This window comes from Streptomyces albiflavescens (assembly GCF_014645835.1).
GTDB classification, from domain to species: Bacteria; Actinomycetota; Actinomycetes; order Streptomycetales; family Streptomycetaceae; genus Streptomyces; species Streptomyces albiflavescens.
This window is the reverse complement of sequence record NZ_BMMM01000003.1, coordinates 493,717-517,958: the sequence shown is the minus strand read 5'-3', so window position 1 is coordinate 517,958 and position 24,242 is coordinate 493,717. Positions and strand designations below refer to the sequence as shown.

At 69.4% G+C, this 24,242-nt stretch carries 22 protein-coding genes and 1 riboswitch; of the genes, 20 read left to right on the top strand and 2 right to left on the bottom strand.

The genetic code is table 11. The features are described 5' to 3' along the window. The first annotated feature begins 2 nt into the window (after positions 1 to 2). The 16 genes from IEY95_RS11730 (at position 3) to IEY95_RS11660 (ending at position 16,869) form a co-directional block, all read left to right on the top strand. Entirely contained in the window at positions 3 to 875 is an 873-nt protein-coding gene (locus IEY95_RS11730) for a glycosyltransferase family 2 protein (RefSeq protein ID WP_373294463.1), read from the top strand. Positions 876 to 975: 100 nt separating this feature from the next. After that, positions 976 to 1,905, top strand: coding sequence for an ABC transporter permease (locus IEY95_RS11725; RefSeq protein ID WP_189185879.1), 930 nt, complete (start codon positions 976 to 978; stop codon positions 1,903 to 1,905). Continuing rightward, on the top strand, positions 1,880 to 2,671 hold the full coding sequence (locus IEY95_RS11720; RefSeq protein WP_373294462.1) for an ABC transporter ATP-binding protein: 792 nt from the start codon (positions 1,880 to 1,882) through the stop codon (positions 2,669 to 2,671). The genes IEY95_RS11725 and IEY95_RS11720 overlap by 26 nt, the downstream gene beginning before the upstream one ends. Before the next feature lie 358 nt (positions 2,672 to 3,029). Then, positions 3,030 to 3,932 (top strand): squalene synthase HpnC, encoded by a 903-nt coding sequence (hpnC, locus tag IEY95_RS11715; RefSeq protein ID WP_189185877.1) that lies wholly within the window; start codon positions 3,030 to 3,032, stop codon positions 3,930 to 3,932. After that, the gene (gene hpnD, locus IEY95_RS11710; protein WP_189185876.1) at positions 3,929 to 4,879 is read left to right on the top strand and encodes a presqualene diphosphate synthase HpnD; all 951 of its coding nucleotides are present in this window, start codon (positions 3,929 to 3,931) and stop codon (positions 4,877 to 4,879) included. The genes hpnC and hpnD overlap by 4 nt, the downstream gene beginning before the upstream one ends. Beyond that, positions 4,879 to 5,019 carry a DUF6380 family protein gene (locus tag IEY95_RS50605; RefSeq protein WP_373294458.1) on the top strand — a complete coding sequence of 47 codons (141 nt, stop codon included), beginning with the start codon at positions 4,879 to 4,881 and terminating at the stop codon, positions 5,017 to 5,019. The genes hpnD and IEY95_RS50605 overlap by 1 nt, the downstream gene beginning before the upstream one ends. Then, entirely contained in the window at positions 5,016 to 6,425 is a 1,410-nt protein-coding gene (hpnE, locus tag IEY95_RS11705; RefSeq protein ID WP_189185875.1) for a hydroxysqualene dehydroxylase HpnE, read from the top strand. Before IEY95_RS50605 ends, hpnE begins: the two co-directional genes overlap by 4 nt. Further along, entirely contained in the window at positions 6,422 to 7,561 is a 1,140-nt protein-coding gene (locus tag IEY95_RS11700; protein ID WP_189185874.1) for a polyprenyl synthetase family protein, read from the top strand. The genes hpnE and IEY95_RS11700 overlap by 4 nt, the downstream gene beginning before the upstream one ends. Before the next feature lie 110 nt (positions 7,562 to 7,671). After that, complete coding sequence (shc, locus tag IEY95_RS11695; RefSeq protein ID WP_189185873.1) at positions 7,672 to 9,675, top strand: squalene--hopene cyclase; 2,004 nt, start codon at positions 7,672 to 7,674, stop codon at positions 9,673 to 9,675. After that, positions 9,675 to 10,316 carry a 5'-methylthioadenosine/S-adenosylhomocysteine nucleosidase family protein gene (locus tag IEY95_RS11690; protein WP_189185872.1) on the top strand — a complete coding sequence of 214 codons (642 nt, stop codon included), beginning with the start codon at positions 9,675 to 9,677 and terminating at the stop codon, positions 10,314 to 10,316. The genes shc and IEY95_RS11690 overlap by 1 nt, the downstream gene beginning before the upstream one ends. Positions 10,317 to 10,321: 5 nt before the next feature. Beyond that, positions 10,322 to 11,344, top strand: coding sequence for an adenosyl-hopene transferase HpnH (hpnH, locus tag IEY95_RS11685; protein WP_189185871.1), 1,023 nt, complete (start codon positions 10,322 to 10,324; stop codon positions 11,342 to 11,344). Between the two features lie 4 nt (positions 11,345 to 11,348). Next, complete coding sequence (gene ispG, locus IEY95_RS11680; RefSeq protein WP_189185870.1) at positions 11,349 to 12,506, top strand: flavodoxin-dependent (E)-4-hydroxy-3-methylbut-2-enyl-diphosphate synthase; 1,158 nt, start codon at positions 11,349 to 11,351, stop codon at positions 12,504 to 12,506. Positions 12,507 to 12,533: 27 nt separating this feature from the next. After that, positions 12,534 to 14,468: a 1-deoxy-D-xylulose-5-phosphate synthase gene (gene dxs, locus IEY95_RS11675; RefSeq protein ID WP_189185869.1), complete on the top strand. Its 1,935-nt coding sequence runs from the start codon at positions 12,534 to 12,536 to the stop codon at positions 14,466 to 14,468. Next, positions 14,465 to 15,865, top strand: a complete 1,401-nt coding sequence (locus IEY95_RS11670; protein WP_189185868.1) for an aspartate aminotransferase family protein — start codon at positions 14,465 to 14,467, stop codon at positions 15,863 to 15,865. Before dxs ends, IEY95_RS11670 begins: the two co-directional genes overlap by 4 nt. Positions 15,866 to 16,075: 210 nt before the next feature. After that, entirely contained in the window at positions 16,076 to 16,720 is a 645-nt protein-coding gene (locus tag IEY95_RS11665) for a helix-turn-helix domain-containing protein (protein ID WP_189185867.1), read from the top strand. A gap of 32 nt (positions 16,721 to 16,752) precedes the next feature. Continuing rightward, a complete protein-coding gene (locus tag IEY95_RS11660) occupies positions 16,753 to 16,869 on the top strand; it encodes a DUF6126 family protein (RefSeq protein WP_189186021.1) in 117 nt (38 codons plus the stop codon). Between the two features lie 19 nt (positions 16,870 to 16,888). Here IEY95_RS11660 and IEY95_RS11655 read toward each other — a convergent pair whose 3' ends face one another. Next, positions 16,889 to 17,686: a tyrosine-protein phosphatase gene (locus IEY95_RS11655; RefSeq protein ID WP_189185866.1), complete on the bottom strand. Its 798-nt coding sequence runs from the start codon at positions 17,684 to 17,686 to the stop codon at positions 16,889 to 16,891. A gap of 196 nt (positions 17,687 to 17,882) precedes the next feature. On the opposite strand from IEY95_RS11655, the gene IEY95_RS11650 reads away from it, so the two are divergent. The 4 genes from IEY95_RS11650 to IEY95_RS11635 all read left to right on the top strand — a co-directional run bounded on the left by IEY95_RS11650 (position 17,883) and on the right by IEY95_RS11635 (position 23,353). After that, complete coding sequence (locus IEY95_RS11650) at positions 17,883 to 19,952, top strand: alpha-galactosidase (RefSeq protein WP_189185865.1); 2,070 nt, start codon at positions 17,883 to 17,885, stop codon at positions 19,950 to 19,952. Between the two features lie 302 nt (positions 19,953 to 20,254). Beyond that, positions 20,255 to 20,413, top strand: a riboswitch (cyclic di-AMP (ydaO/yuaA leader). A gap of 2 nt (positions 20,414 to 20,415) precedes the next feature. Continuing rightward, positions 20,416 to 21,285 (top strand): M23 family metallopeptidase, encoded by an 870-nt coding sequence (locus tag IEY95_RS11645; RefSeq protein ID WP_189185864.1) that lies wholly within the window; start codon positions 20,416 to 20,418, stop codon positions 21,283 to 21,285. A gap of 360 nt (positions 21,286 to 21,645) precedes the next feature. Further along, entirely contained in the window at positions 21,646 to 22,431 is a 786-nt protein-coding gene (locus IEY95_RS11640; protein WP_189186020.1) for an SGNH/GDSL hydrolase family protein, read from the top strand. A gap of 172 nt (positions 22,432 to 22,603) precedes the next feature. Continuing rightward, positions 22,604 to 23,353: an SIMPL domain-containing protein gene (locus tag IEY95_RS11635; protein ID WP_189185863.1), complete on the top strand. Its 750-nt coding sequence runs from the start codon at positions 22,604 to 22,606 to the stop codon at positions 23,351 to 23,353. Between the two features lie 137 nt (positions 23,354 to 23,490). Here IEY95_RS11635 and IEY95_RS11630 read toward each other — a convergent pair whose 3' ends face one another. After that, entirely contained in the window at positions 23,491 to 24,111 is a 621-nt protein-coding gene (locus IEY95_RS11630; protein ID WP_308429303.1) for a TetR/AcrR family transcriptional regulator, read from the bottom strand. Between the last annotated feature and the right edge of the window lie 131 nt (positions 24,112 to 24,242).

Sequence of the window (24,242 nt, the reverse complement as noted above, 5' to 3'; positions counted from 1 at the left end):
CGATGAAGGTCGGCGCGGTCATCATCACGATGGGCAACCGCCCCGACGAGCTCCGAGCCCTGCTGGACTCCGTCGCCAAGCAGGACGGCGACCGGGTCGAGGTGGTCGTGGTCGGCAACGGCTCGCCGGTTCCGGACGTCCCCGAGGGCATCCGCACCGTCGAGCTGCCCGAGAACCTGGGCATACCCGGCGGCCGCAACGTGGGCATCGAGGCCTTCGGCCCCGGTGGCACGGATGTCGACGTCCTCCTCTTCCTGGACGACGACGGCCTCCTCGCGACCCACGACACCGCCGAACTGTGCCGCGAGGCCTTCGCCGCCGACCCGAAACTCGGCATCATCAGCTTCCGCATCGCCGACCCCGAGACCGGCGAGACCCAGCGTCGCCACGTCCCGCGGCTGCGTGCCTCCGACCCGATGCGCAACTCACGGGTCACCACCTTCCTCGGCGGCGCCAACGCGGTCCGTACGAAGGTTTTCGCCGAAGTCGGCGGGCTCCCGGACGAATTCTTCTACGCGCACGAGGAGACCGACCTGGCATGGCGGGCCCTCGACGCGGGCTGGATGATCGACTACCGGTCCGACATGGTGCTGTACCACCCGACGACCGCACCGTCGCGGCACGCGGTCTACCACCGCATGGTGGCCCGCAACCGGGTCTGGCTCGCGCGCCGAAACCTTCCGGCGCCATTCGTCCCGGTCTATCTCGGCGTCTGGATGCTCCTGACGCTGCTGCGTCGCCCCTCGGGACCGTCGCTCAAGGCGTGGTTCGGCGGCTTCAAGGAAGGCTGGACCAGTCCGTGCGGTCCCCGGCGCCCCATGAAGTGGCGTACGGTGTGGCGGCTGACTCGACTGGGCCGACCTCCGGTGATCTGACAAGCTCATTTCTGAGAGCATTCGTGGCCGTACCCCGGTCCCTGGCTCATGCCTACGCCCGACCAGGCTGTGCGCATCTTGAAGACGAAAGTTTCCACTTGTGAGTGAGACAACGCATGACGGCGGAGTCGCGGTGAGCGACCGACCGTCGCCCGATGACGGGCTCTCCGCGGCCGAGAGGGCCGCCAAGTACGGGCTCGCGGTCAGCGGTGCCCGGCCCGGACTCGTCGAATACGTTCGTCAACTGTGGGGGCGGCGGCACTTCATCCTCGCCTTCTCGCAAGCCAAGCTCACCGCCCAGTACAGCCAGGCCAAGCTGGGCCAGCTGTGGCAGGTGGCGACCCCGCTGCTGAACGCGGGCGTCTACTACCTGATCTTCGGCCTGATCCTGAAGGCCAACCGCGGTATGTCGCACGACGTGTACATCCCGTTCCTGGTGACGGGCGTCTTCGTCTTCACGTTCACGCAGAGCTCGATCATGGCCGGCGTCCGCGCGATCTCCGGCAACCTGGGGCTGGTCCGCGCGCTGCACTTCCCGCGCGCCTCGCTGCCCATCTCGTTCGCGCTCCAGCAGCTCCAGCAGCTGCTCTTCTCGATGATCGTGCTGTTCATCGTGGCGATCGCCTTCGGCAGCTACCCGGGCCTGTCCTGGCTGATAATCGTCCCGGTGCTCTTCCTGCAGTTCCTGTTCAACACGGGCCTCGCGCTGATCGTGGCCCGGATGGGCGCCAAGACGCCGGACCTGGCCCAGCTGATGCCGTTCATCCTGCGTACGTGGATGTACGCGTCCGGTGTCATGTTCTCCATCAGCACCATGCTCGCCGGGCGCCCGGAGTGGATCGTCCGCGCGCTGCAGGTGAACCCGGCGGCCGTCTACATGGACCTGATGCGCTTCGCGCTCATCGACGGGTACGGCTCCTCCCACCTGCCGCCGCATGTGTGGGCCATCGCGACCTTCTGGGCCGTGGTCGTCGCAGGCGGCGGGTTCGTGTACTTCTGGAAGGCTGAGGAGAGGTACGGCCGTGGCTGAGAAGGCGTCGCACATCCCCACCGTCATCGCGGACGAGCTGCACATCGTCTACCGCGTCAACGGCGCCAAGACCGGCAAAGGCAGCGCCACCGCCGCTCTCAGTCGCATCCTCAAGCGAGGTGAGGAGCGCGGAGTCCGCAAGGTGCACGCCGTCCGGGGCGTCTCCTTCATCGCGTACCGAGGCGAGGCCATCGGCCTGATCGGTTCGAACGGCTCCGGCAAGTCCACGCTCCTGCGTGCCATCGCCGGCCTGCTGCCCGCCGAGAAGGGCAAGGTCTACACGGACGGCCAGCCCTCGCTGCTCGGTGTGAACGCGGCCCTGATGAACGATCTGACCGGCGAGCGGAACGTCATATTGGGCGGGCTCGCGATGGGCATGTCCCGCGAGCAGATCAAGGAGCGCTACCAGGAGATCGTCGACTTCTCGGGCATCAACGAGAAGGGCGACTTCATCACCCTCCCGATGCGCACCTACTCGTCCGGCATGGCGGCCCGCCTGCGCTTCTCCATCGCGGCCGCCAAGGACCACGACGTCCTGATGATCGACGAGGCCCTCGCCACCGGCGACCGCAAGTTCCAAAAGCGCTCCGAGGAACGCATCCGCGAGTTGCGCAAGTCGGCCGGCACGGTGTTTCTGGTCAGTCACAACAACAAGTCGATCCGCGACACCTGTGACCGCGTGCTCTGGCTGGAGCGCGGCGAGCTGCGCATGGACGGCCCGACCGAAGAGGTCCTCAAGGAGTACGAGAAGTTCACGGGCAAGTAGCCCATTTCGCCCAGGGCCCCGCCGGAACTCTTCGGCGGGGCCCTGCGTCTGCAAAGGAAACGCCAACTCCGGCTGGCCTTAGGAATCTTGACGCCAATCGGTGTGTTGTTGTGATGTGCAGGACACCCCGGCGGAGCGCGCCGCGTTGTACAACGTAAGCTGTACCGGTGCCGAATCGCGCCAAGTGGGGCGATAATACGCGACACCCGGCACCAGCACGCTGCGTGGACCTCCGGGCGGCGTGTCCGAAATGGGCACTATTGGGTCGGCAGTGTAGAACGGGAGATGTGACGGCAATGGCTACGGAAACTCTCCAGCTCCGCGATGCGTGTGCCGTCCTCGCGCCGGGCGGCGAGCGGTGACCGAAGCCGGGACGGCGCGCACCGGCGATCCGGAGCGTGACACCCTCGACAAGGCTGCGGACGAGAACTTCCCCGTGGCGCCCTTCTTTCTGCCCAAGGCCTGGCGCGACGACCTGATGGCCGTCTACGGCTTCGCTCGTCTTGTCGACGACATCGGTGACGGTGACCTCGCCCCGGGTGGCGCGGACGCCCGCCTCCTCGGCGTGTCGCCCGAAGAGGCCGAGGATCGCCTGCTCTTGCTGGACGCCTTCGAAGCCGATCTTCACCGCGTTTTCGACTCGACCCCGCGTCACCCCTTGCTGTGCCGGCTCCAGCGCACCGTCCGCCGCGCAAGCCTCACCCCCGAGCCCTTCCTCGGCCTGATCGCGGCCAATCGCCAGGACCAACTCGTCAAGCGGTACGAGACCTACGACGACCTCGTCGCCTACTGCGAGCTGTCCGCCAACCCCGTCGGCCGGCTGGTCCTCTCCGTGACGGGTACCTCCACGCCCGAGCGTGTCCGCCACTCCGACGCGGTGTGCACGGCGCTGCAGATCGTCGAACATCTTCAGGACGTCGCGGAGGACCTCGGCCGCGACCGTATCTACCTGCCTGCCGAGGACATGAAACGTTTCCACGTCCAGGAGGCGGATCTCGCCACCGCCACAGCGGGCGCATCGGTGCGCGCACTGGTTGCATACGAAGCAGAACGAGCCTTGAACCTCCTGAATGAAGGCACCCCCCTCGTGGGTAGCGTCCACGGCAGGCTGAAGCTGCTGCTCGCGGGGTTCATTGCGGGGGGAAGGGCGGCAATCCGTGCGATTGCCGCCGCCGAATACGACGTACTTCCCGGCCCGCCCAAGCCCGGCAAGCTCCAGTTGCTGCGCGAGGTGGGAGTGACTCTGCGAGGAGAGGGGTGATCCGGACCGTGGAGTCGGAACAACACGTGTCCGCACCGGTACTCGCCGCTTACAGCTACTGCGAGGCAGTGACCGGTCAGCAGGCCCGTAATTTCGCGTACGGCATCAGACTTCTGCCGACGCCCAAGCGCCGTGCGATGTCGGCGCTCTACGCGTTCTCGCGGCGTGTCGACGACATCGGCGACGGCGCGCTCGCACCGGACGTCAAGACGGCCCGCCTCGAGGACACCCGGGCACTGCTCGCCCGGGTGCGCCACAGTGCCGTCGACGAGGACGACACCGACCCGGTCGCGGTCGCCCTCAGTCACACCGCCGAGCACTTCCCGGTGCCCCTCGACGGCCTCGACGAACTCATCGACGGCGTCCTCATGGACGTACGCGGCGAGACGTACGAGACCTGGGACGATCTGAAGGTCTACTGCCGCTGTGTGGCCGGGGCGATCGGGCGGCTCTCGCTCGGTGTGTTCGGTACGGAACCGGGGGCGCGCGGCGCCGAGCGCGCGCCGGAGTACGCCGACACGCTCGGGCTCGCGCTTCAACTCACCAACATCCTGCGGGACGTACGGGAGGACGCCCAGGGCGGGCGAACCTATCTCCCCGCCGACGACCTCGCCAAGTTCGGCTGCTCGGCCGGGTTCAACGGGCCGACTCCACCGGAGGGCTCCGACTTCGCGGGCCTCGTGCACTTCGAAGTGCGTCGGGCCCGCGCCCTTTTCGCCGAGGGATACCGGCTGCTGCCCATGCTGGACCGGCGCAGCGGCGCCTGTGTCGCGGCGATGGCCGGCATCTACCGCCGCCTCCTCGACCGCATCGAGCGCGAGCCGGAGGCCGTGCTGCGCGGCCGGGTCTCGCTGCCCGGACGTGAGAAGGCGTATGTCGCTGTGCGTGGCCTCTCCGGCCTAGACGCCCGGCATGTGTCCCGGCGTACCGTCAGGAGGCGCACCTGATGGACAATTTGGGCCAAGGTGAATCCATCGGCGAAAAGCGGCACGCAACCCTCCGGGGCCGGGTGGCGTCCCTGACTGCAACGGCCTGCCGTGCACGGTTCAATCATCACGGCGGGTTCCTGGGGGAGGGTGCACGATGAGCGAGGTCACGCAGCCCGTGGGCAGCTCCGGCGGGGCGACCGCCGTGGTCGTCGGCGGCGGGCTCGCCGGGATCACGGCCGCGCTCGCGCTGGCCGACTCCGGGGTGCGCGTGACGCTGCTCGAAGGACGGCCGCGGCTCGGCGGACTCGCGTTCTCCTTCCAGCGCGGCGATCTCACCGTGGACAACGGACAGCATGTGTATCTGCGCTGCTGCACCGCCTACCGCTGGTTCCTCGATCGCGTCGACGGAGCCTCGCTGGCGCCTCTGCAGGATCGTCTCGACGTGCCCGTTCTCGACGCCGAGGGCAAACCCGGGCGACGGCTCGGCAGAATCGGTCGCACCGCGCTGCCCGTACCGCTGCATCTGGCGCGCAGCCTCGCGACGTATCAGCATCTGTCGCTCGCCGAGCGCGCCAAGGTCGGCCGTGCCGCGCTGGCGCTCAAGGGCCTGGATCTCGCCGATCCGGCGCTCGACGCGCAGAACTTCGGCAGCTGGCTCGCCGAGCACGGTCAGTCGGAGCGCGCCGTCGAGGCACTGTGGGACCTCGTGGGGGTCGCCACCCTCAACGCGGTGGCCTCGGATGCTTCGCTCGGGCTCGCCGCGATGGTGTTCAAGACCGGTCTGCTGTCCGACCCGGGCGCGGCCGATATCGGCTGGGCGCGCGTCCCGCTGGGCGAACTGCACGACACCCTGGCCCGCAAGGCGCTCGACTCCGCGGGCGTCCGTACCGAGGTCCGTACACGCGTCACCTCCATCTCCCCTTACGAGAACGGGCGTTGGAGCGTTCAGGTTCCCGGCGAGAGCATCGAGGCCGACGCGGTCGTCCTCGCCGTACCCCAGCGCGAGACCCACGATCTGCTGCCCCAGGGCGCGCTCGACGCCCCTGAGCGGCTCCTCGAGATCGGCACCGCGCCGATCCTCAACGTCCATGTCGTCTACGACCGGAAGGTGCTCAGCAGGCCGTTCTTCGCGGCGCTGGGTTCCCCGGTGCAGTGGGTCTTCGACCGGACCGAGGCGTCCGGGCTGCGCGAGGGGCAGTACCTGGCCCTCTCGCAGTCGGCCGCGCAGGACGAGATCGACGAGCCTGTGTCCGTCCTGCGCGAGCGCTATCTGCCGGAGCTGGAGCGGCTGCTGCCCGCCGCGCGCGGCGCGGAAGTGAAGGACTTCTTCGTGACCCGGGAGCGCACGGCGACGTTCGCCCCCACCCCAGGCGTCGGGCGACTGCGGCCCGGCGCCCGCACCGAGGCCCCCGGCCTGTACCTGGCCGGATCGTGGACCGCCACCGGGTGGCCCGCGACCATGGAGAGTGCGGTCCGCAGTGGCGTCAGTGCGGCGGGCGCCGCACTGGGAGCCCTGGGCCGGCCCCGCGATCACCTCTTCGAACTCTTCGAGGAGGCGGCATGACGCTCGATCAGATCGATCCGAGCACGGCAGGCCCCCGCACCCCCGGTATCGCAACAAGAGGAGAGACTGTGCCCACTGTGCCCCCGGCCGAAACGGCTGCCGACGCGGTGGACGTGACCGCGCTCCTCGAGCGCGGCCGGACCCTGGCCACACCGGTGCTGAAGGCGGCCGTCGACCGCCTCGCGGCGCCCATGGACACCGTCGCCGCCTACCACTTCGGCTGGATCGACGCCGAGGGCAACCCCGCGGACGGCGACGGCGGCAAGGCCGTACGCCCCGCGCTCGCCGTCCTGTCCGCGCAGGCCGCCGGTGCCGCCCCCGAGGTGGGCGTGCCGGGTGCGGTCGCCGTTGAACTGGTGCACAACTTCTCGCTGCTGCACGACGACCTGATGGACGGCGACGAACAGCGGCGCCATCGTGACACCGTCTGGAAGGTGCACGGGCCCGCCCAGGCCATCCTCGTCGGCGACGCCCTGTTCGCGCTGGCCAACGAGATCCTCCTGGAGCTCGGCACCGCCGAGGCGGGCCGCGCCACGCGCCGTCTGACGACCGCCACCCGCGCCCTGATCGACGGTCAGGCCCAGGACATCTCCTACGAGCACCGCGACCGGGTCACCGTCGAGGAGTGCCTGGAGATGGAGGGCAACAAGACGGGCGCCCTGCTCGCCTGCGCCTCCTCCATCGGCGCGGTGCTCGGCGGCGCCGACGACTTCACCGCCGACACGCTGGAGAAGTACGGCTACCACCTCGGCCTGGCCTTCCAGGCCGTCGACGACCTCCTCGGCATCTGGGGCGACCCGGAGGCCACCGGAAAGCAGACCTGGAGCGATCTGCGCCAGCGCAAGAAGTCCCTGCCGGTGGTGGCCGCGCTCGCCGCGGGCGGGCCCGCCTCCGAGCGCCTCGGTGAACTGCTCGCCGAGGACGCCAAGGCCAGCGACTTCGAGAACTTCTCCGAGGAGGAGTTCGCCGCGCGCGCCGCGCTCATCGAGGAGGCGGGCGGCCGCGAGTGGACCGCCCAGGAGGCCCGTCGCCAGCACACCATCGCCATCGAGGCACTGGACGCCGTCCGGATGCCCGACCAGGTGCGGGCCCAGTTCGTGGCGCTCGCCGACTTCGTCGTCGTACGGAAGAGATGATCACTATCGGTCGAATGAACCTCGCGTAGTCGCCGGCCGGTGCCGCGGGAGAACGCGGACCGGCCGACGGCGGACCCAGCAGAGACGTACCACTGCACGAAGGGGAAGCCATGACAGCGACGACCGACGGAAGCACCGGGGCCCTGCCGCCCCGCGCTGCCTCGGCCAGCGAAACACCACTTCAGACGACTCCCGCGGCGGCCGGGACAGTCGAGACCGGAGACGCCGCCACGCGCGCGATGCAGCGCGCCACCGACTTCCTGCTCTCACGGCAGGACGCCGAGGGCTGGTGGAAGGGCGACCTCGAGACGAACGTCACGATGGACGCCGAGGACCTGCTCCTCCGTCAGTTCCTGGGCATCCGCGACGAGTCGACCACACGCGCGGCCGGGCTGTTCATTCGTGGGGAGCAGCGCGACGACGGCACCTGGGCGACGTTCTACGGCGGCCCGGGCGAACTCTCCACCACCATCGAGGCGTACGTCGCCCTGCGGCTGGCCGGGGACGCCCCGGACGAGCCGCACATGGCGAAGGCGTCCGCGTGGATCCGCGAGCGGGGCGGCATCGCCTCGGCCCGTGTCTTCACCCGGATCTGGCTCGCCCTGTTCGGCTGGTGGAAGTGGGACGACCTGCCCGAACTCCCGCCGGAGCTCATCTACTTCCCGAAGTGGATGCCGCTCAACATCTACGACTTCGGGTGCTGGGCGCGGCAGACGATCGTGCCGCTCACCATCGTCTCGGCGAAGCGTCCGGTGCGGCCGGCGCCGTTCCCGCTGGACGAGCTGCACACCGACGCCGGTAATCCCAATCCGGTCAAGCCCCTTGCTCCCGTGGCGAGTTGGGACGGTGCCTTCCAGCGCCTCGACAAGGCGCTGCACCAGTACCGCAAGGTCGCGCCGCGCCGGCTGCGCAGGGCCGCGATGAACTCGGCGGCGCGCTGGATCATCGAACGACAGGAGAACGACGGCTGCTGGGGAGGTATCCAGCCGCCCGCCGTGTACTCGGTCATCGCCCTCCATCTGCTCGGATATGACCTCGAACACCCGGTGATGCGCGAGGGGTTGGCCTCGCTGGACCGTTTCGCCGTATGGCGCGAGGACGGCGCCCGGATGATCGAGGCCTGCCAGTCGCCGGTGTGGGACACCTGCCTCGCGACCATCGCGCTCGCCGACGCGGGCGTCCCGGCCGACCACCCGCAGCTCGTGAAGGCCGCGGACTGGATGCTCGGCGAGGAGATCGTCCGGCCGGGCGACTGGTCGGTCAAGCGGCCCGGGCTGCCGCCGGGCGGCTGGGCGTTCGAGTTCCACAACGACAACTACCCCGACATCGACGACACCGCCGAGGTGGTCCTCGCGCTTCGCCGCGTCAGGCACCACGACCCGGAGCGTATCGAGAAGGCCATCGGGCGTGGGGTGCGCTGGAACCTCGGGATGCAGTCGAAGAACGGCGCGTGGGGCGCCTTCGATGTCGACAACACCAGCTCCTTCCCCAACCGTCTGCCGTTCTGCGACTTCGGGGAGGTCATCGACCCGCCGTCCGCGGACGTCACCGCCCACGTGGTGGAGATGCTCGCCGTCGAGGGACTCTCGCACGACCCCCGTACGCGACGCGGGATCGAGTGGCTGCTGGCCGAACAGGAATCGAACGGCTCCTGGTTCGGGCGCTGGGGCGTCAACTACGTCTACGGCACGGGGTCGGTGGTCCCGGCGCTCGTGGCAGCGGGACTGCCCGGCTCGCATCCGGCGATCCGCCGGGCGGTGGCCTGGCTGGAAGCCGTGCAGAACGACGACGGCGGCTGGGGCGAAGACCTGCGCTCCTACCACAAGGTCGCCGAGTGGAGCGGACGGGGCGCCTCGACCGCCTCCCAGACCGGCTGGGCCCTGCTCGCCCTGCTGGCCGCGGGGGAGCGCGACTCCAAGGCCGTGGAGCGCGGAGTCGAGTGGCTCGCGGAGACCCAGTTGGCGGACGGCTCCTGGGACGAGCCGTACTTCACGGGAACCGGCTTCCCGTGGGACTTCTCGATCAACTACCACCTCTACCGGCAGGTCTTCCCACTCACCGCGCTCGGGCGGTACGTCCACGGCGAGCCCTTCGCCGAGGTCAAGGGGGGGTGATGAGCACGAAGCCCGACCAGGCCCCGCTGCTGATCGCCTGTGCGCTCGGCATCGAGCACCTCGCCCTGCGCAGCGGGGACCGCACCGGGGCCGACGGGCCCGTCACCGTGCTGCGTACGGGCATGGGACCCAAGGCGGCCGCACGGTCGGTCAGCCGGGTGCTCGCCGATTCGGCGCTGCGCGAGGCCGCGGTCCTGGCCACGGGCTTCTGCGCGGGGCTCGCCCCGGGCATGCACCCCGGTGACCTGGTCGTCGCCGAGGAGACCCGGGACCCGCGCGGCACCACTCCCTGCGTAGGCGTCGATCTGCTCGTCAGCGAACTCGTGCGCACCGTGCCCGGGCGCACGGTCCACACCGGACCCCTCACCGGCTCCGATCACGTCGTCCGTGGTCACGAACGGTCGGATCTGCTCGCGACCGGCGCAATCGCGGTCGACATGGAGTCGGCGGCCACGCTCCACAGCGCCGTGCGCACCGGCGCGCGCCCGGTTGCCGCCGTCCGAGTGGTCGTGGACGCTCCAGAACATGAACTCGTCCGTATCGGCACGGTGCGCGGTGGAATATCAGCTTTCCGCGTTCTTCGTGCCGTGCTTCCCGCTTTTTTTGAATGGCACCGTTCTTTGCTGCTCCCTCGGAGGTGAGCCAGATGGCCATGCCGCTTCGGCAGTCCATGAAGGTCGCTGCGTACCTGTTTGAACAGAAGCTCAAGAAGCGGGACAAGTTCGCGCTGCTGGTCGAGTTGGAACCGCTCTTCGCGTGCAACCTCAAGTGCGAGGGCTGCGGCAAGATCCAGCACCCGGCGGGGGTGCTCAAGCAGCGCATGCCCGTTGCCCAGGCCGTGGGAGCGGTCCTCGAATCCGGTGCGCCGATGGTGTCGATCGCCGGCGGCGAGCCGCTGATGCACCCGCAGATCGACGAGATCGTACGGCAGTTGGTGGCCAAGAAGAAGTTCGTCTTCCTGTGCACCAACGCGCTGCTGATGCGCAAGAAGATGGACAAGTTCAAGCCCTCGCCCTACTTCGCGTGGGCCGTGCACATCGACGGGCTGCGCGAGCGGCACGACGAGTCCGTGGCCAAGGAGGGCACCTTCGACGAGGCGGTCGAGGCCATCAAGGAGGCCAAGCGGCGCGGCTTCCGCGTCACCACCAACTCGACCTTCTTCAACACCGACACCCCGCAGACCGTCATCGAGGTCCTCAACTTCCTCAACGACGACCTGAAGGTGGACGAGATGATGCTCTCGCCCGCCTACGCCTACGAGAAGGCCCCCGACCAGGAGCACTTCCTCGGCGTCCAGCAGACCCGGGAGCTGTTCAAGAAGGCCTTCGCGGGCGGCAACCGGCGCCGCTGGCGGCTCAACCAGAGCCCGCTCTTCCTGGACTTCCTCGAGGGCAAGGTCGACTTCCCGTGCACCGCATGGGCGATCCCCAGCTACTCGCTCTTCGGCTGGCAGAAGCCCTGCTATCTGATGAGCGACGGGTACGTGCAGACGTACAAGCAACTGCTCGAGGAGACCGACTGGGACTCCTACGGCCGCGGCAAGGACGACCGGTGCGCCAACTGCATGGCCCACTGCGGCTACGAGCCGACCGCGGTCCTCGCCACCATGGGCTCCCTCAAGGAGTCGCTGCGCGCTGCCCGCGAGACCTTCACGGAAAGCCGCGGGTGACGTCATGACCGCCGTTTCCTTGGGCCTCCCCGAGGTGCCGGTCCGACCGATCGCGGAGCGCCGTGTCTCGCGGCAGATCCAGGTCGGTCCGGTGGCGGTCGGGGGCGGAGCGCCCGTGTCGGTGCAGTCGATGACGACGACGCGTACGTCGGACATCGGCGCCACCCTGCAGCAGATCGCGGAACTCACCGCGTCCGGCTGCCAGATCGTCCGGGTCGCCTGCCCCACGCAGGACGACGCGGACGCCCTCGGCACCATCGCCCGCAAGTCGCAGATCCCGGTGATCGCGGACATCCACTTCCAGCCGAAGTACGTGTTCGCCGCGATCGAGGCGGGTTGTGCGGCGGTGCGGGTGAACCCCGGCAACATCAAGCAGTTCGACGACAAGGTGAAGGAGATCGCGCGGGCCGCGAAGGATCACGGCACACCGATCCGGATCGGCGTCAACGCGGGCTCCCTCGACCGGCGGCTGCTGCAGAAGTACGGCAAGGCGACGCCGGAGGCGCTGGTCGAGTCGGCGCTGTGGGAGGCGTCGCTCTTCGAGGAGCACGACTTCCGGGACATCAAGATCTCGGTGAAGCACAACGACCCGGTGGTGATGGTCAATGCCTACCGGCAGCTGGCGGCGCAGTGCGACTACCCGCTGCACCTCGGCGTGACGGAAGCCGGTCCGGCGTTCCAGGGGACCATCAAGTCGGCAGTCGCCTTCGGGGCGTTGCTGAGTGAGGGGATCGGGGACACCATCCGGGTGTCCTTGAGCGCGCCGCCGGCCGAGGAGGTCAAGGTCGGCATTCAGATCCTGGAGTCGCTCGGACTGCGGCAGCGGCGTCTGGAGATCGTCTCGTGCCCGTCCTGCGGGCGCGCCCAAGTGGATGTGTACAAGCTGGCCGACGAGGTCACGGCCGGTCTGGAGGGGATGGAGGTCCCGTTGCGCGTCGCGGTCATGGGCTGCGTCGTCAACGGCCCCGGAGAGGCGCGGGAGGCGGACCTGGGGGTCGCCTCCGGCAACGGGAAGGGGCAGATCTTCGTCAAGGGCGAGGTCATCAAGACCGTGCCCGAGTCGAAGATCGTCGAGACCCTCATCGACGAGGCGATGAAGATCGCGGAGCAGATGGAGAACGACGGCGTCGCGTCCGGAGAACCGGCCGTCATCGTGAGTTGATCAGCACGGACCGAGAGGGGGCCGAGCGTGACGATTCTGGAGAACATCCGGGGACCACGCGACCTGAAGGCGCTGTCCGAGGCGGAACTCGGTGTACTGGCCGACGAGATACGGGAGTTCCTGGTGCACGCGGTTGCCAGGACCGGCGGTCACCTCGGGCCCAATCTGGGAGTGGTGGAACTGTCCATGGCGCTCCACCGGGCCTTCGAGTCACCCGTCGACCGGATCCTGTGGGACACCGGTCATCAGAGCTACGTGCACAAACTGCTGACAGGACGTCAGGACTTCTCCAAGCTGCGCGGCAAGGGCGGCCTCTCGGGCTATCCCTCGCGCGAGGAGTCCGAGCACGACATCATCGAGAACAGCCACGCCTCCACGGCGCTCGGCTGGGCGGACGGGCTGGCCAAGGCCCGCCAGGTACAGGGGGAGAAGGGCCATGTCGTCGCGGTCATCGGCGACGGCGCACTCACCGGCGGCATGGCGTGGGAGGCGCTGAACAACATCGCGGCCGCGAAGGACCGCCCGCTGATCATCGTCGTCAACGACAATGAACGCTCCTACGCGCCGACCATAGGCGGTCTCGCCAACCACCTCGCGACCCTGCGCACGACGGACGGTTACGAGAAGGTCCTCGCCTGGGGCAAGGACGTACTGCTGCGCACGCCCGTCGTCGGAAACACCATCTATGAGTCGCTGCACGGCGCGAAGAAGGGCTTCAAGGACGCGTTCGCCCCGCAGGGCATGTTCGAGGACCTCGGGCTGAAGTACGTCGGGCCGATCGACGGGCACGACGTGGGGGCCGTCGAATCCGCGCTGCGGCGGGCCAAACGCTTCCACGGGCCCGTGCTCATTCACTGTCTGACGGAGAAGGGCCGAGGCTACGAGCCTGCTCTCGCGCACGAGGAGGACCACTTCCACACGGTCGGTGTGATGGACCCGCTCACCTGTGAACCCCTCGCGCCCTCCAACGGGCCTTCCTGGACCTCGGTGTTCGGGGACGAGATCCTGCGGATCGGCGAGGAGCGGGACGACGTGGTGGCGATCACGGCGGCCATGCTGCATCCGGTGGGACTGGGGAAGTTCGCGGAGAAGTTCCCCGACCGGGTATGGGACGTCGGGATCGCCGAGCAGCACGCCACGGTGTCCGCGGCCGGGCTCGCCACGGGCGGGCTCCATCCGGTCGTCGCCGTCTACGCCACCTTCCTCAATCGCGCTTTCGACCAGCTCCTCATGGACGTCGCGCTGCACCGCTGCGGCGTGACCTTCGTCCTCGACCGGGCCGGAGTCACCGGAGTCGACGGGGCATCGCACAACGGCATGTGGGACATGTCGATCCTCCAGGTCGTGCCGGGCCTCAGGATCGCCGCGCCGCGCGACGCCGACCAGTTGCGGGCCCAGCTGCGGGAGGCCGTCGCCGTGGACGACGCGCCGACGCTGATCCGCTTCCCGAAGGAGTCGGTGGGACCGGCGATCGAGGCGGTGGACCATGTGGGCGGGCTGGATGTCCTGCATCGCTCCTCGGGGACCCCGCAGGTCCTGCTGGTGGCCGTCGGCGTGATGGCGCCGGTCTGTCTGCAGGCAGCCGAGCTGCTCGAAGCCCGCGGCATCGGCTGCACCGTGGTCGACCCACGCTGGGTCAAGCCCGTCGACCTGTCGCTGCCCGGCCTCGCCGCCGAACACCGGCTCGTCGCCGTCGTCGAGGACAACAGCCGGGCGGCCGGCGTCGGCGCGGCGGTCGCGCTGGCGCTCGGGGACGCCGAAGTCGACGTACCCGTACGGCGGTTCGGCATCCCGGAGCAGTTCCTCGCCCATGCCAAGCGCGGTGAGGTGCTGGCCGACATAGGTCTCACACCCGTCGAAGTCGCCGGGCGGATCAGCGCCGGCCTGGCCGTCAAGGATGAGCTGTCCAAGGTCGAGGACGAGCTGTCCATGGATGAGTTGTCCAAGGAGAAACAGGAATGAACGACCCTGCTCAGAAGCGGGAGTTCGACCTCGGCGCGCTGCTGGCCGAGCGCGGAGCCGAGCGCTACGAGCTGCACACCAAGTATCTGAACCACCAGCTCCCGCGCATGCTGCACACCATCGGCTTCGACAAGGTGTACGAGCGGGCCGAAGGCGCCCACTTCTGGGACGCGGACGGCAACGACTACCTGGACATGCTCGCCGGGTTCGGGGTGATGGGCCTGGGCCGCCATCACCCCGTCGTCCGCCAGGCGCTGCACGACGTCCTGGACGCCTCGCTCGCCGACCTCACGCGCTTCGACTGCCAGCCGCTGCCCGGGCTCCTCGCGGAGAAGCTGCTTGCCCCCAGCCCGCACCTGGACCGGGTCTTCTTCGGCAACAGCGGTACGGAGGCGGTCGAGACCGCGTTGAAGTTCGCCCGTTACGCCACCGGGAAGCCGCGGATCCTCTACTGCTCCCACGCCTTCCACGGTCTGACCACCGGCTCGCTGTCGGTGAACGGCGAGGACGGCTTCCGCGACGGCTTCGCCCCGCTGCTGCCCGACACCCCCGTCCCGCTCGGCGATCTCGACGTCCTGGCACGGGAGCTGAAGAAGGGCGACGTCGCCGCGCTCATCGTCGAACCCATTCAGGGCAAGGGCGTGCACGAGGCCCCACCCGGATATCTGCGTGCCGCCCAGGAGCTGCTGCACAAGCACAAGGCGCTGCTCATCGCGGACGAGGTGCAGACCGGGCTCGGACGGACCGGGGACTTCTACGCCTACCAGCACGAGCAGGGCGTGGAGCCCGACCTGGTGTGCGTAGCGAAGGCGCTCTCCGGCGGGTATGTGCCGGTCGGCGCGACCCTCGGCAAGGACTGGATCTTCAAGAAGGTCTACTCGTCGATGGACCGGGTCCTCGTGCACTCGGCAAGCTTCGGCTCGAACGCGCAGGCCATGGCGGCGGGGCTCGCCGTGCTCTCCGTGATGGAGAACGAGCAGATCGTGGCGGGCGTACGGGCCACGGGGGAGCGGTTGAAGTCCCGGCTCGCGGCGCTCGTGGACACATACGAGCTGCTGAGTGACGTACGCGGCCGGGGCCTGATGATCGGCATCGAGTTCGGGCGGCCCCAGTCGCTGAAGCTGCGCAGCCGCTGGACGATGCTGCAGGCCGCGCGCAAGGGCCTGTTCGCGCAGATGGTGGTCGTCCCGCTGCTGCAACGGCACCGCATCCTCACCCAGGTCTCCGGCGACCATCTGGAGGTGATCAAGCTGATCCCGCCGCTGATCATCGGCGAGCAGGACGTCGACCGCTTCGTCGGGGCCTTCACCGCCGTGATGGACGACGCGCACAGCGGGGGCGGCCTGATGTGGGACTTCGGAAAGACGCTGGTGAAGCAGGCGGTGGCGAACCGCTGAGCGTTGTACGCCAGGGGCGGGCTCGCGCATCGGGCCCGCCCTGTTTCATGCCGTGAGCGCGGTGGGGACGTCGGCTCGTGCGGCGGGTCGGGCGCCGAGCGCCGACCTGTTTGCCTCGGCTCGTGCGGCGGGTCGGGCGCCGAGCGCCGACCTGTTTGCCTATGAGGCAAGAAATTTGCCTATCGGGCAAGCCTGCGGCTCAATGGAGGCATGAACCCTGTTGAGGGTACGAGCCCCTCCGAGCCGGGGGCGGTCGGTGAGCTTCCCGCCGTCGCGCCCCAGCTGCGTGAGCTGCGCCGCCGTGCCTCCCTGACCCTGGAGGCCGCGTCCCGCGCCGCCGGGCTCTCGCCCGCCCACCTCTCCCGCCTGGAGACCGGGCAGCGCCAGCCCTCGCTGCCGATGCTGCTCGCGCTCGCCCGTATCTACGGTACGACTGTCTCGGAACTGCTCGGCGAGACGGTCGCCGAGCGTGACGCGATCGTGCGCGCCTCCGACATGGAGCCGACCCGGGCGGGCGGCTGGACGTACTGGCAGGCCGGTGCCCAGGGCCGGGGGATGCAGGCCCTGCGGGTGCACGTGCCGTACGGCTCGCAGGGCGACATCGTGCGTGTCCACCCCGGCGAGGAGTGGCTGTACGTCCTCCAGGGGCGGCTCCGACTGCGCCTCGGGGACACCACCCACGTGCTCGCGCCGGGCGACAGCGCGCACTTCGACTCGCTCACCCCGCACCGCATCGCCGCCGCCGATCGCGGCGGAGCCGAGCTCCTCTTCGTACACACCTTGCTGCAGAGCCCCACCGCCGCGCTGTGCCTCGGCCCGGCGACGGGGCATCCGACCTCGGGAGAGATGTCATGACCGAACCCACGGAACCCGGAACGCGACGGTCCATGGAGGAGCGCTTCCCGCGCGCCCTGTGGATACGGCTGATCATCTACATCGCCGTCGGCCACGTCTTCGCGGCCTTCATCTACCTGCTGTTCACACTGGGCGGGCAGAGCCACTAGGTCCCGCCCCCCAACGGGCTCAGTCCAGCAGGCGCTCGCGCAGTCGCTCCCGCAGTTCCGGGGTGATCCGCAGCGCCTGCTCCAGGTAGGGGTCGACACCGCCCCAGGTCTCCTCGATCGTCTCGAAGGCCGCCGTCAGGTATTCGGCGCGGGCGTCGAACAGCGGGCTGAGCAGCTCCATGACCTCCGGGGAGTACGCGGCGGCGGAGCTGCTGCTGCGGTGCACCTTGTAGCGGCGGTGCGTGGCGTTCGACTCCAGGTAGTCGGCCACGATCGCGTCGCGCTCGACGCCGAGGGCGAGGAGTGTCACGGCTATCGACAGGCCCGCGCGGTCCTTGCCCGCCGCGCAGTGCATCAGCGCGGGCACGCTGTCCTCGGCCAGCGCGTGCAGCACCTGGGAGTGCTCGGTCGTGCGCTGCCTGATGATCGTGCGGTACGAGTTGATCATGCGGTTGGCGGCCTTGCCGTCCCCGAGGATCGAGCGGAGCTGGTCGATCTCGCCGTCCCGGACCATCTTCCAGAACTCGGCGCCGTCGGCCGGGTCGGTCAGCGGAAGATTCACGTTCCGCACACCTGGCAGCTCGACGTCCGGTCCCTCCAGTTTCTGGTCCGAGGCATTGCGGAAGTCGAAGATCGTGTGCAGGCCCAGGGAAGAGAGGAACGAGGCGTCCTCCTCGGTGGCGTGCGCCAGGTGGCCGCTGCGGAACAGTCGGCCCTGCTTCACGCGCCTGCCGTCCACCGTGGGCAGGCCGCCCACGTCCCGGAAGTTGCGCACGCCTGCCAGCTCGGGCTCGGTCGACGGGACCTGCTGCGTCACTGGGGCTCCTCCCCTTCGGCCGTGGGCGCTGCTCGGCTTGGCTCGGCGGCGCTTGGCGCTTGAGTGCGGGTTGCGCTCTCGACGATACGACATGGGTTCCTGGGGCAATGAGTTGTCCACAGGCGTTGCCTCCGAGACGCCGGGCCCGCGATGATGTTGAGGTCTGATCGCACCTGTTCGAATCTGTGGGGGACTGATGGTCGAAGTCGGCGCGGACGCTCGTACCTGGCTTCTTTCGGGGCCGGCGAGCAGCTACGCACTGCGGCTCACCGAACGCGACGAGCTGCTGCACCTGCACTGGGGGCCACGGATCGCGCTCGCCGACGCCGAGGCGCTCGCCGCGCTGCCCGCGCCGCAGTACTGGCCCTTCGAGTCCCCGCTCGACGGGCGCGAGGAGTACCCGGTCGAGGGCGGCCCGCGCTTCGTACGGCCCGCCCTTTCCGTGCGCACGGACGAGCGCCGCGGCACCGAGTGGCGCTTCGAGGCGCACGAGGCGGACGGTGACGAGCTGCGCCTGCGTTTCTCTGACTCCGGGCTCGGCATCACGCTGCACTACCGGATGCGCGGCGATGTCGTGGAGCGCTGGGTGACGCTCGCCAACGAGGGCCCCGCCCTGGAACTGCTGCGCGCCGACTCCGCGACCTGGACGCTGCCCGAGCGCGACGGCTGGCGGCTGTCCCAGCTGCACGGGCGATGGGCGGCCGAGTCCCGGCTTGTACGCGCCCCCCTCACCTACGGTGAGAAGGTCATCGGCAGCCGGCGCGGACACACCGGGCACCAGCATCTGCCCTGGGTCGCGCTCGACAGCGAGGCGACCGAGGAGAGCGGCGAGGTGTACGGGTGCGCGCTCGGCTGGTCGGGCTCGTGGCGGATCTGCGTGGCCCAACTTCCCGACGCGCGCGTGCAGATCTCCGGCGGCGCGGGGTACGACGACTCGGGGCTGTTGCGCCTGGAACCGGGTGAGTCGTTCACGACCCCCGTCTTCGCCGGACTGTGGAGCGACGGCGGCTTCGGCGGAGCGAGCCGCGCCTGGCACGCCTACCAGCGTGCGTACGTCATCCCGGACGCGGACCAGGACCGGCCGGTGCTCTTCAACTCCTGGGAGGCCACCACCTTCGACATCTCCGAGGAGCAGCAGGGGGTGCTCGCCCGCCGCGCCGCGGCGATGGGCGTCGAGCTGTTCGTGGTCGACGACGGCTGGTTCGGGGCGCGCACCAGCGACCGGGCCGGGCTCGGCGACTGGACCCCCAACCCGGACCGCTTCCCCGCAGGGCTCAAGCCGCTCGGCGACTATGTGCACGCGCTGGGCATGCGGTTCGGGATCTGGGTCGAGCCGGAAATGGTCAATCCGGACAGCGAGCTCTATCGCGCGCATCCCGACTGGGTGCAGTTCCAGCCGGGGCGAACCAGGACGGAATACCGCAATCAGCTCGTACTGAATCTCGCTCGCCCGGATGTTCAGGAGTACCTGTGGGAGCAGCTCGACGGTCTGCTCTCCAGTGCTCCGATCGACTATGTGAAGTGGGATTTCAACCGCTGTTTCACGGACGCGGGTTGGCCCGGTGAGCGCTATCCGCAGAAGCTGTGGGTCGAGCACGTGGAGGCCCTGTACGCCCTTCTCGACCGGCTGCGGGCCGCGCACCCCTCGGTCGCCGTCGAGTCCTGTTCGGGCGGTGGCGGCCGGATCGATCTCGGCATCATGGCGCGTACGGACCAGGTGTGGACCTCCGACAACACCGATCCGCTCGACCGGCTCGCCATCCAGTACGGCTTCAGTCAGATCCACCCGGCCCGGATCATGGCCGCCTGGGTCACGGACAGCCCGAACACGCAGCTCAATGGCAGGGTCAGCTCGCTGCGCTTCCGCTTCGTGAGTGCCATGGCCGGGGTGCTCGGTGTGGGCGGCGACCTGAGTGAGTGGAGCGAGCAGGAGCTCGCCGAGGCTCGGAGGTGGGTGGATCTCTACAAGGAGATCCGGCCCGTCGTGCAGTGTGGCGACCTCTACCGACTGCGGCCCCCGGAGGGCGGGCTGAGTGCGGTGCAGTACGTCCACGGTGATGAGACCGTCGTCCTCGCCTGGCTCCAGGCCCAGCGTCACGGTGAGCCGGTCGCCCCGCTCCGACTGCGCGGACTCAACCCGGCAGAAGCGTATGAATGCCTCGAAACGGGCGAAGTGCACCGAGGTGCGGTACTGCTGCATAACGGGCTGCGGACAGGGCTGCGGGGAGACCTTGATGCGGCAGTTGTCCGGCTACGTCGCATCTGACCGTTCTGTCGTAATTGGCGCCTTCGTTCCAACTGGCCCTGGAATAAAGCATCGTGGGTCGAGGTGCGTGAGGAGCGTCATATTCGTGACGATGTGTTGCCGTCGCCCATTCTCAATCCGCCCCAATCCTTGAGCGGGTTGAGGGCCCGGAAAGATCGTCGATACACGGAGGGTGACCGGAATTCCGTAATGGATCAAGACGGGCGTGCGCACAGAAAAGCCACATGGTTGTGGATGCGCTCTCATCTCGCTTACGTTCGGCCTCAATCCGGACGGACGCCCAATCCTGCCGCCGCCCGGAATCCCCACACTCACCCGCATACGGCAGGAGCGGGGGACCCACAGGTTCCATGCCTGTTCCGGTCTCCGGAACGGCTAGGGGTATAGCCGTGCAATGGCGCGGCTGGGCATCTCCAGCCCGCACCCGACAGCTCACCTCGCAGGCGACGGAGAGGAATTCGTCATGCCCGCGAAGGGTAAGCACCGCCGTCCCAAGTCCCAGCGTTTCACCCGCTCGATCGCCGTGGCCGGAACCGGCGGCGCCGCGCTCGCGCTGCCTCTGATGGGAGCCACCGGCGCCCACGCCGCGACCCCGACGGCCTCCGTCGCGCAGAGCGTCGAGAAGACCGTCGCCGCTCCCACCGCGGTGAAGAAGGCGGCCGGGACCAAGACGTACGCGGTCAAGGCCGGCGACTCCCTCGCCAAGATCGCCGACGAGCAGAACGTCGGCGGCGGCTGGAAGAAGCTCTACTCCGACAACCGCTCGGTCGTCGGCAGCGACCCGTCGCTGATCCGCCCGGGGCTGAAGCTGACGATCGGCAAGAAGGCCGCTTCCGGCAGCGCCAAGCAGTCGTCGGCCAGGACGGCGCCTTCGGCCGCGAAGCCCACCAAGGCCACCGAGGCCGCCTCCACCAGCAGCAGTTCCGGCTACACCCTGCCCGTCGTGGGCGCCACAGTCGGCACCAGTTACAAGGTGGCGGGCAGCATGTGGTCCAGCGGCTACCACACCGGCGTGGACTTCGTGGTCCCGACCGGCACCACGATCAAGGCGATCGCCGCGGGCACCGTCGTCTCGGCCGGCTGGGGCGGCGCCTACGGCAACCAGGTCGTCATCCAGCACGCCGACGGCCGGTACTCCCAGTACGCCCACATGTCCTCGCTCTCCGTCTCGGCGGGCCAGACCGTGACCGAGGGGCAGCAGATCGGCCTCTCGGGCGCGACCGGCAACGTCACCGGACCGCACCTGCACTTCGAGATCCGCACCACGCCGAACTACGGCTCGGACCTGGACCCCGTCGGGTACCTGCGCTCGCACGGTGTCGCCGTCGGCTGACGCGTCTCCCTCGCCTCCAAGGGCCGGACCCCATGATCCCCGGGGTTCGGCCCTTGGTGTCTCATGAGCGGCGCGGCAACGGCTCGGCGCGGAGTGCGCGCCGTCGTCAACGGGCGGCAGCAGAAGCCGGGTTCTGCGGCGCCCATGCCCGGCGCCCGCGACGTCTGCCCGGCGCCCGCGACGTCCGTGTGCGGCGGCTCCCTCAACGCCCCTGATCAGGGGCTTATTCCGGAATTGGACAACACTTTAGGCGTGGCTTATCTCACCATCCGTCAACCCTTCCCTACGGTCGCGTAGCTCACATCCGAAGGTGAATCATGGACCGACGTGGCAGACGATTCGAAGAGTGACAACAGATCAGTGATCGGGTCGTACGTGGCGGTGGGGGACAGCTTCACCGAGGGCGTCGGCGACCCCGGCCCTGACGGGGCCTTCGTCGGTTGGGCCGACCGGTTCGCGGTACTTCTCGCGGACCGCCGGCCAGAAGGTGACTTCAGCTACACCAATCTCGCCGTGCGCGGCAAACTGCTCGACCAGATCGTCGAGGACCAGCTCCATCGCGCCAAGGAACTCGCGCCGGACCTGGTCTCCTTCTGCGCGGGCGGCAACGACATCATCCGGCCCGGCACCGACCCCGACGAGGTCGCGGAGCGCTTCGAGCGCGCGATCGCCCAACTCACCTCCGCCGTCGGCACCGTCATGGTGACCACCGGCTTCGACACCCGTGGCGTACCCGTGCTGAAGCATCTGCGCGGCAAGATCGCCACGTACAACGGGCATGTGCGGGCGATCGCCGACCGCTACGGCTGTCCCGTACTCGACCTGTGGTCGCTCAAGACGGTCCAGGACCGCCGCGCCTGGGACGGCGACCGGCTGCATCTGTCGCCCGAGGGGCACACCCGGGTCGCGCTCCGCGCCGGCCAGGTCCTCGGCCTCGACGTACCCGCCGACCCGGACCAGCCCTGGCCGCCGCTGCCGCCGCGCGGCACGCTCGAAGTGCGGCGCGACGACATCCACTGGGCGCGCGAGTACCTGGTCCCGTGGATCGGGCGGCGATTGCGCGGGGAGTCGTCGGGGGACCATGTGGCGGCCAAGGGGGCCCTCTCGCCCGACGACATCAAGATGCGGATCGAGTCGGTGGCCTGAGTCCGGCTCAGGTCTTCGGGTACGGAGCGGCGGGCCCGTGCGGGGCCGCCCTCCGGCTCGACCGGTGAGGTGACAGAGCGGGAGTGGCGCTGGGCGGGGAGCGGTCGGCGGTGCTGGGATGACCGCGAACCGCCCCGACGTCCCGGAGGGCGGCGCCCGAAGGAGACTCCGCATGCCCGCCCTCCGCGCGTCCACCGCACTCGCCGTGACCCTCCTCGCCCTCACCCTTCCGCAGGCCGCGTCGGCACCCGCCTTCGCGCTGCCCGCGCGCCCTGGACTCAGCGCAGAGCCCAGCCCCTCGACGGTCACCGTCACCGGCGAAGGCAGCGCCACCGCCGCGCCTGACCTCGCGCTCATCAGTGCGGGTGTCGACGTCACGGCGAAGACGTCGAAGGAGGCGCTTGCCGCGCAGAACACGGCGTCGAACGCCCTGCTGGACGCCGTACGCGCGCAAGGCGTCGAGGAACGCGACATCCGTACCGAGAGCCTCTCGCTCTCCCCGGTCTACGAGGACCAGAACGGGGCCTCCACGCTGACGGGTTACGAGGCCGCTCAGTCGTTCTCGGTGAAGATCCGCGACATCGGTAAGACCGGTGCGGTGCTGCAGGCCATCACCGACGCGACCGGCAACGCGGGCCGCATCCACTCCGTCGCCTTCGACATCGCCGACCCCGCTCCGCTGCACGCCCGCGCCCGCGAGGCCGCGCACGACGACGCCCACACGAAGGCATCCCAGTACGCCCGCCTCAGTGGCCACCAACTCGGCCGACTCGTCTCGCTCACCGAGGTCGGCGGCGACTCCCGCCCGGTGCCGGTGCCGGTGTCGGCGGCCGCCTTCGACCAGACCGGGACGGGTGTCCCGGTCGCCACCGGCGAGATCCGGGACACGATCACGGTTACGGCGGTGTATGAACTGAACTGAGCGGCCTTCCCGGGCTGCCGGGACGAACCGCCTTGCGGCGGAGGTGAACCCCAAAACGGTGGCAGCGAAGGCGGGCACCTCGAGGCGGTGGCAGCGTAGGCGCGAGCTTCGAGGCGGTGGCAGCGCAGGCGTACGCCTCAGCGCACCGCCGCCACCAACGCCTCCCGCTCAAGCCCCAGTTCGCGTGCGAGCGCCTCGTCCACCCACTCGTGGGTCCGCGCCCGCGACACCGCTCCCGCATAGGCCGTCATCTGGACGGCCAGGCCGTCCAGCAGCGCCGTGAGCCGCAGGGCCGTCCCCGCGGGATCCGGACAGTGGAACTCACCCGCGGCCACTCCCTCCGCGATCACCTCGGTGATCGCGGCCTTCCACTGCTTGTCGAGATCGCGTGTGACCTCCCGTAGCGCGGGCTCGCGCAGCGCGGCCGCCCAGCCCTCGATCCACAGCCGCCAGCCCTTGGCCTGCCCGGTCGGCGCGTACCACCGCACGGCGGCCCGCAGCCGGCGCAGCGCCGTCGTACGGCGGCCGAGCAGCTTGCGCAGATGGGCGAGGTCGTCCTCGGCCGCGTAGGTGAACGCGGCGGCGACCAGCTTCTCCTTCGTCGAGAAGTGGTACAGCACCAGCGCGTTGCTCACCCCGAGCGCCGAGGCCACGTCGGCGATGCGCACCGCCGCCACGCCCCGCACCTCGATCTGCTCGACGGCGGCCCGCAGCAACTCCTCACGCCGCTCCGCCACGCTCAACCGCACTCTCGCCACGCGGCAACCCTACACAGCGGCTCCGACGCGGGCACGACAGGCGCTCGCGACCCCTTGACACTGCCGTGCGGCGGAGACCAAAGTACGGCCACTACTGACTGCTCATTCAGTCAGTAGCCGTGAGTCCAGAC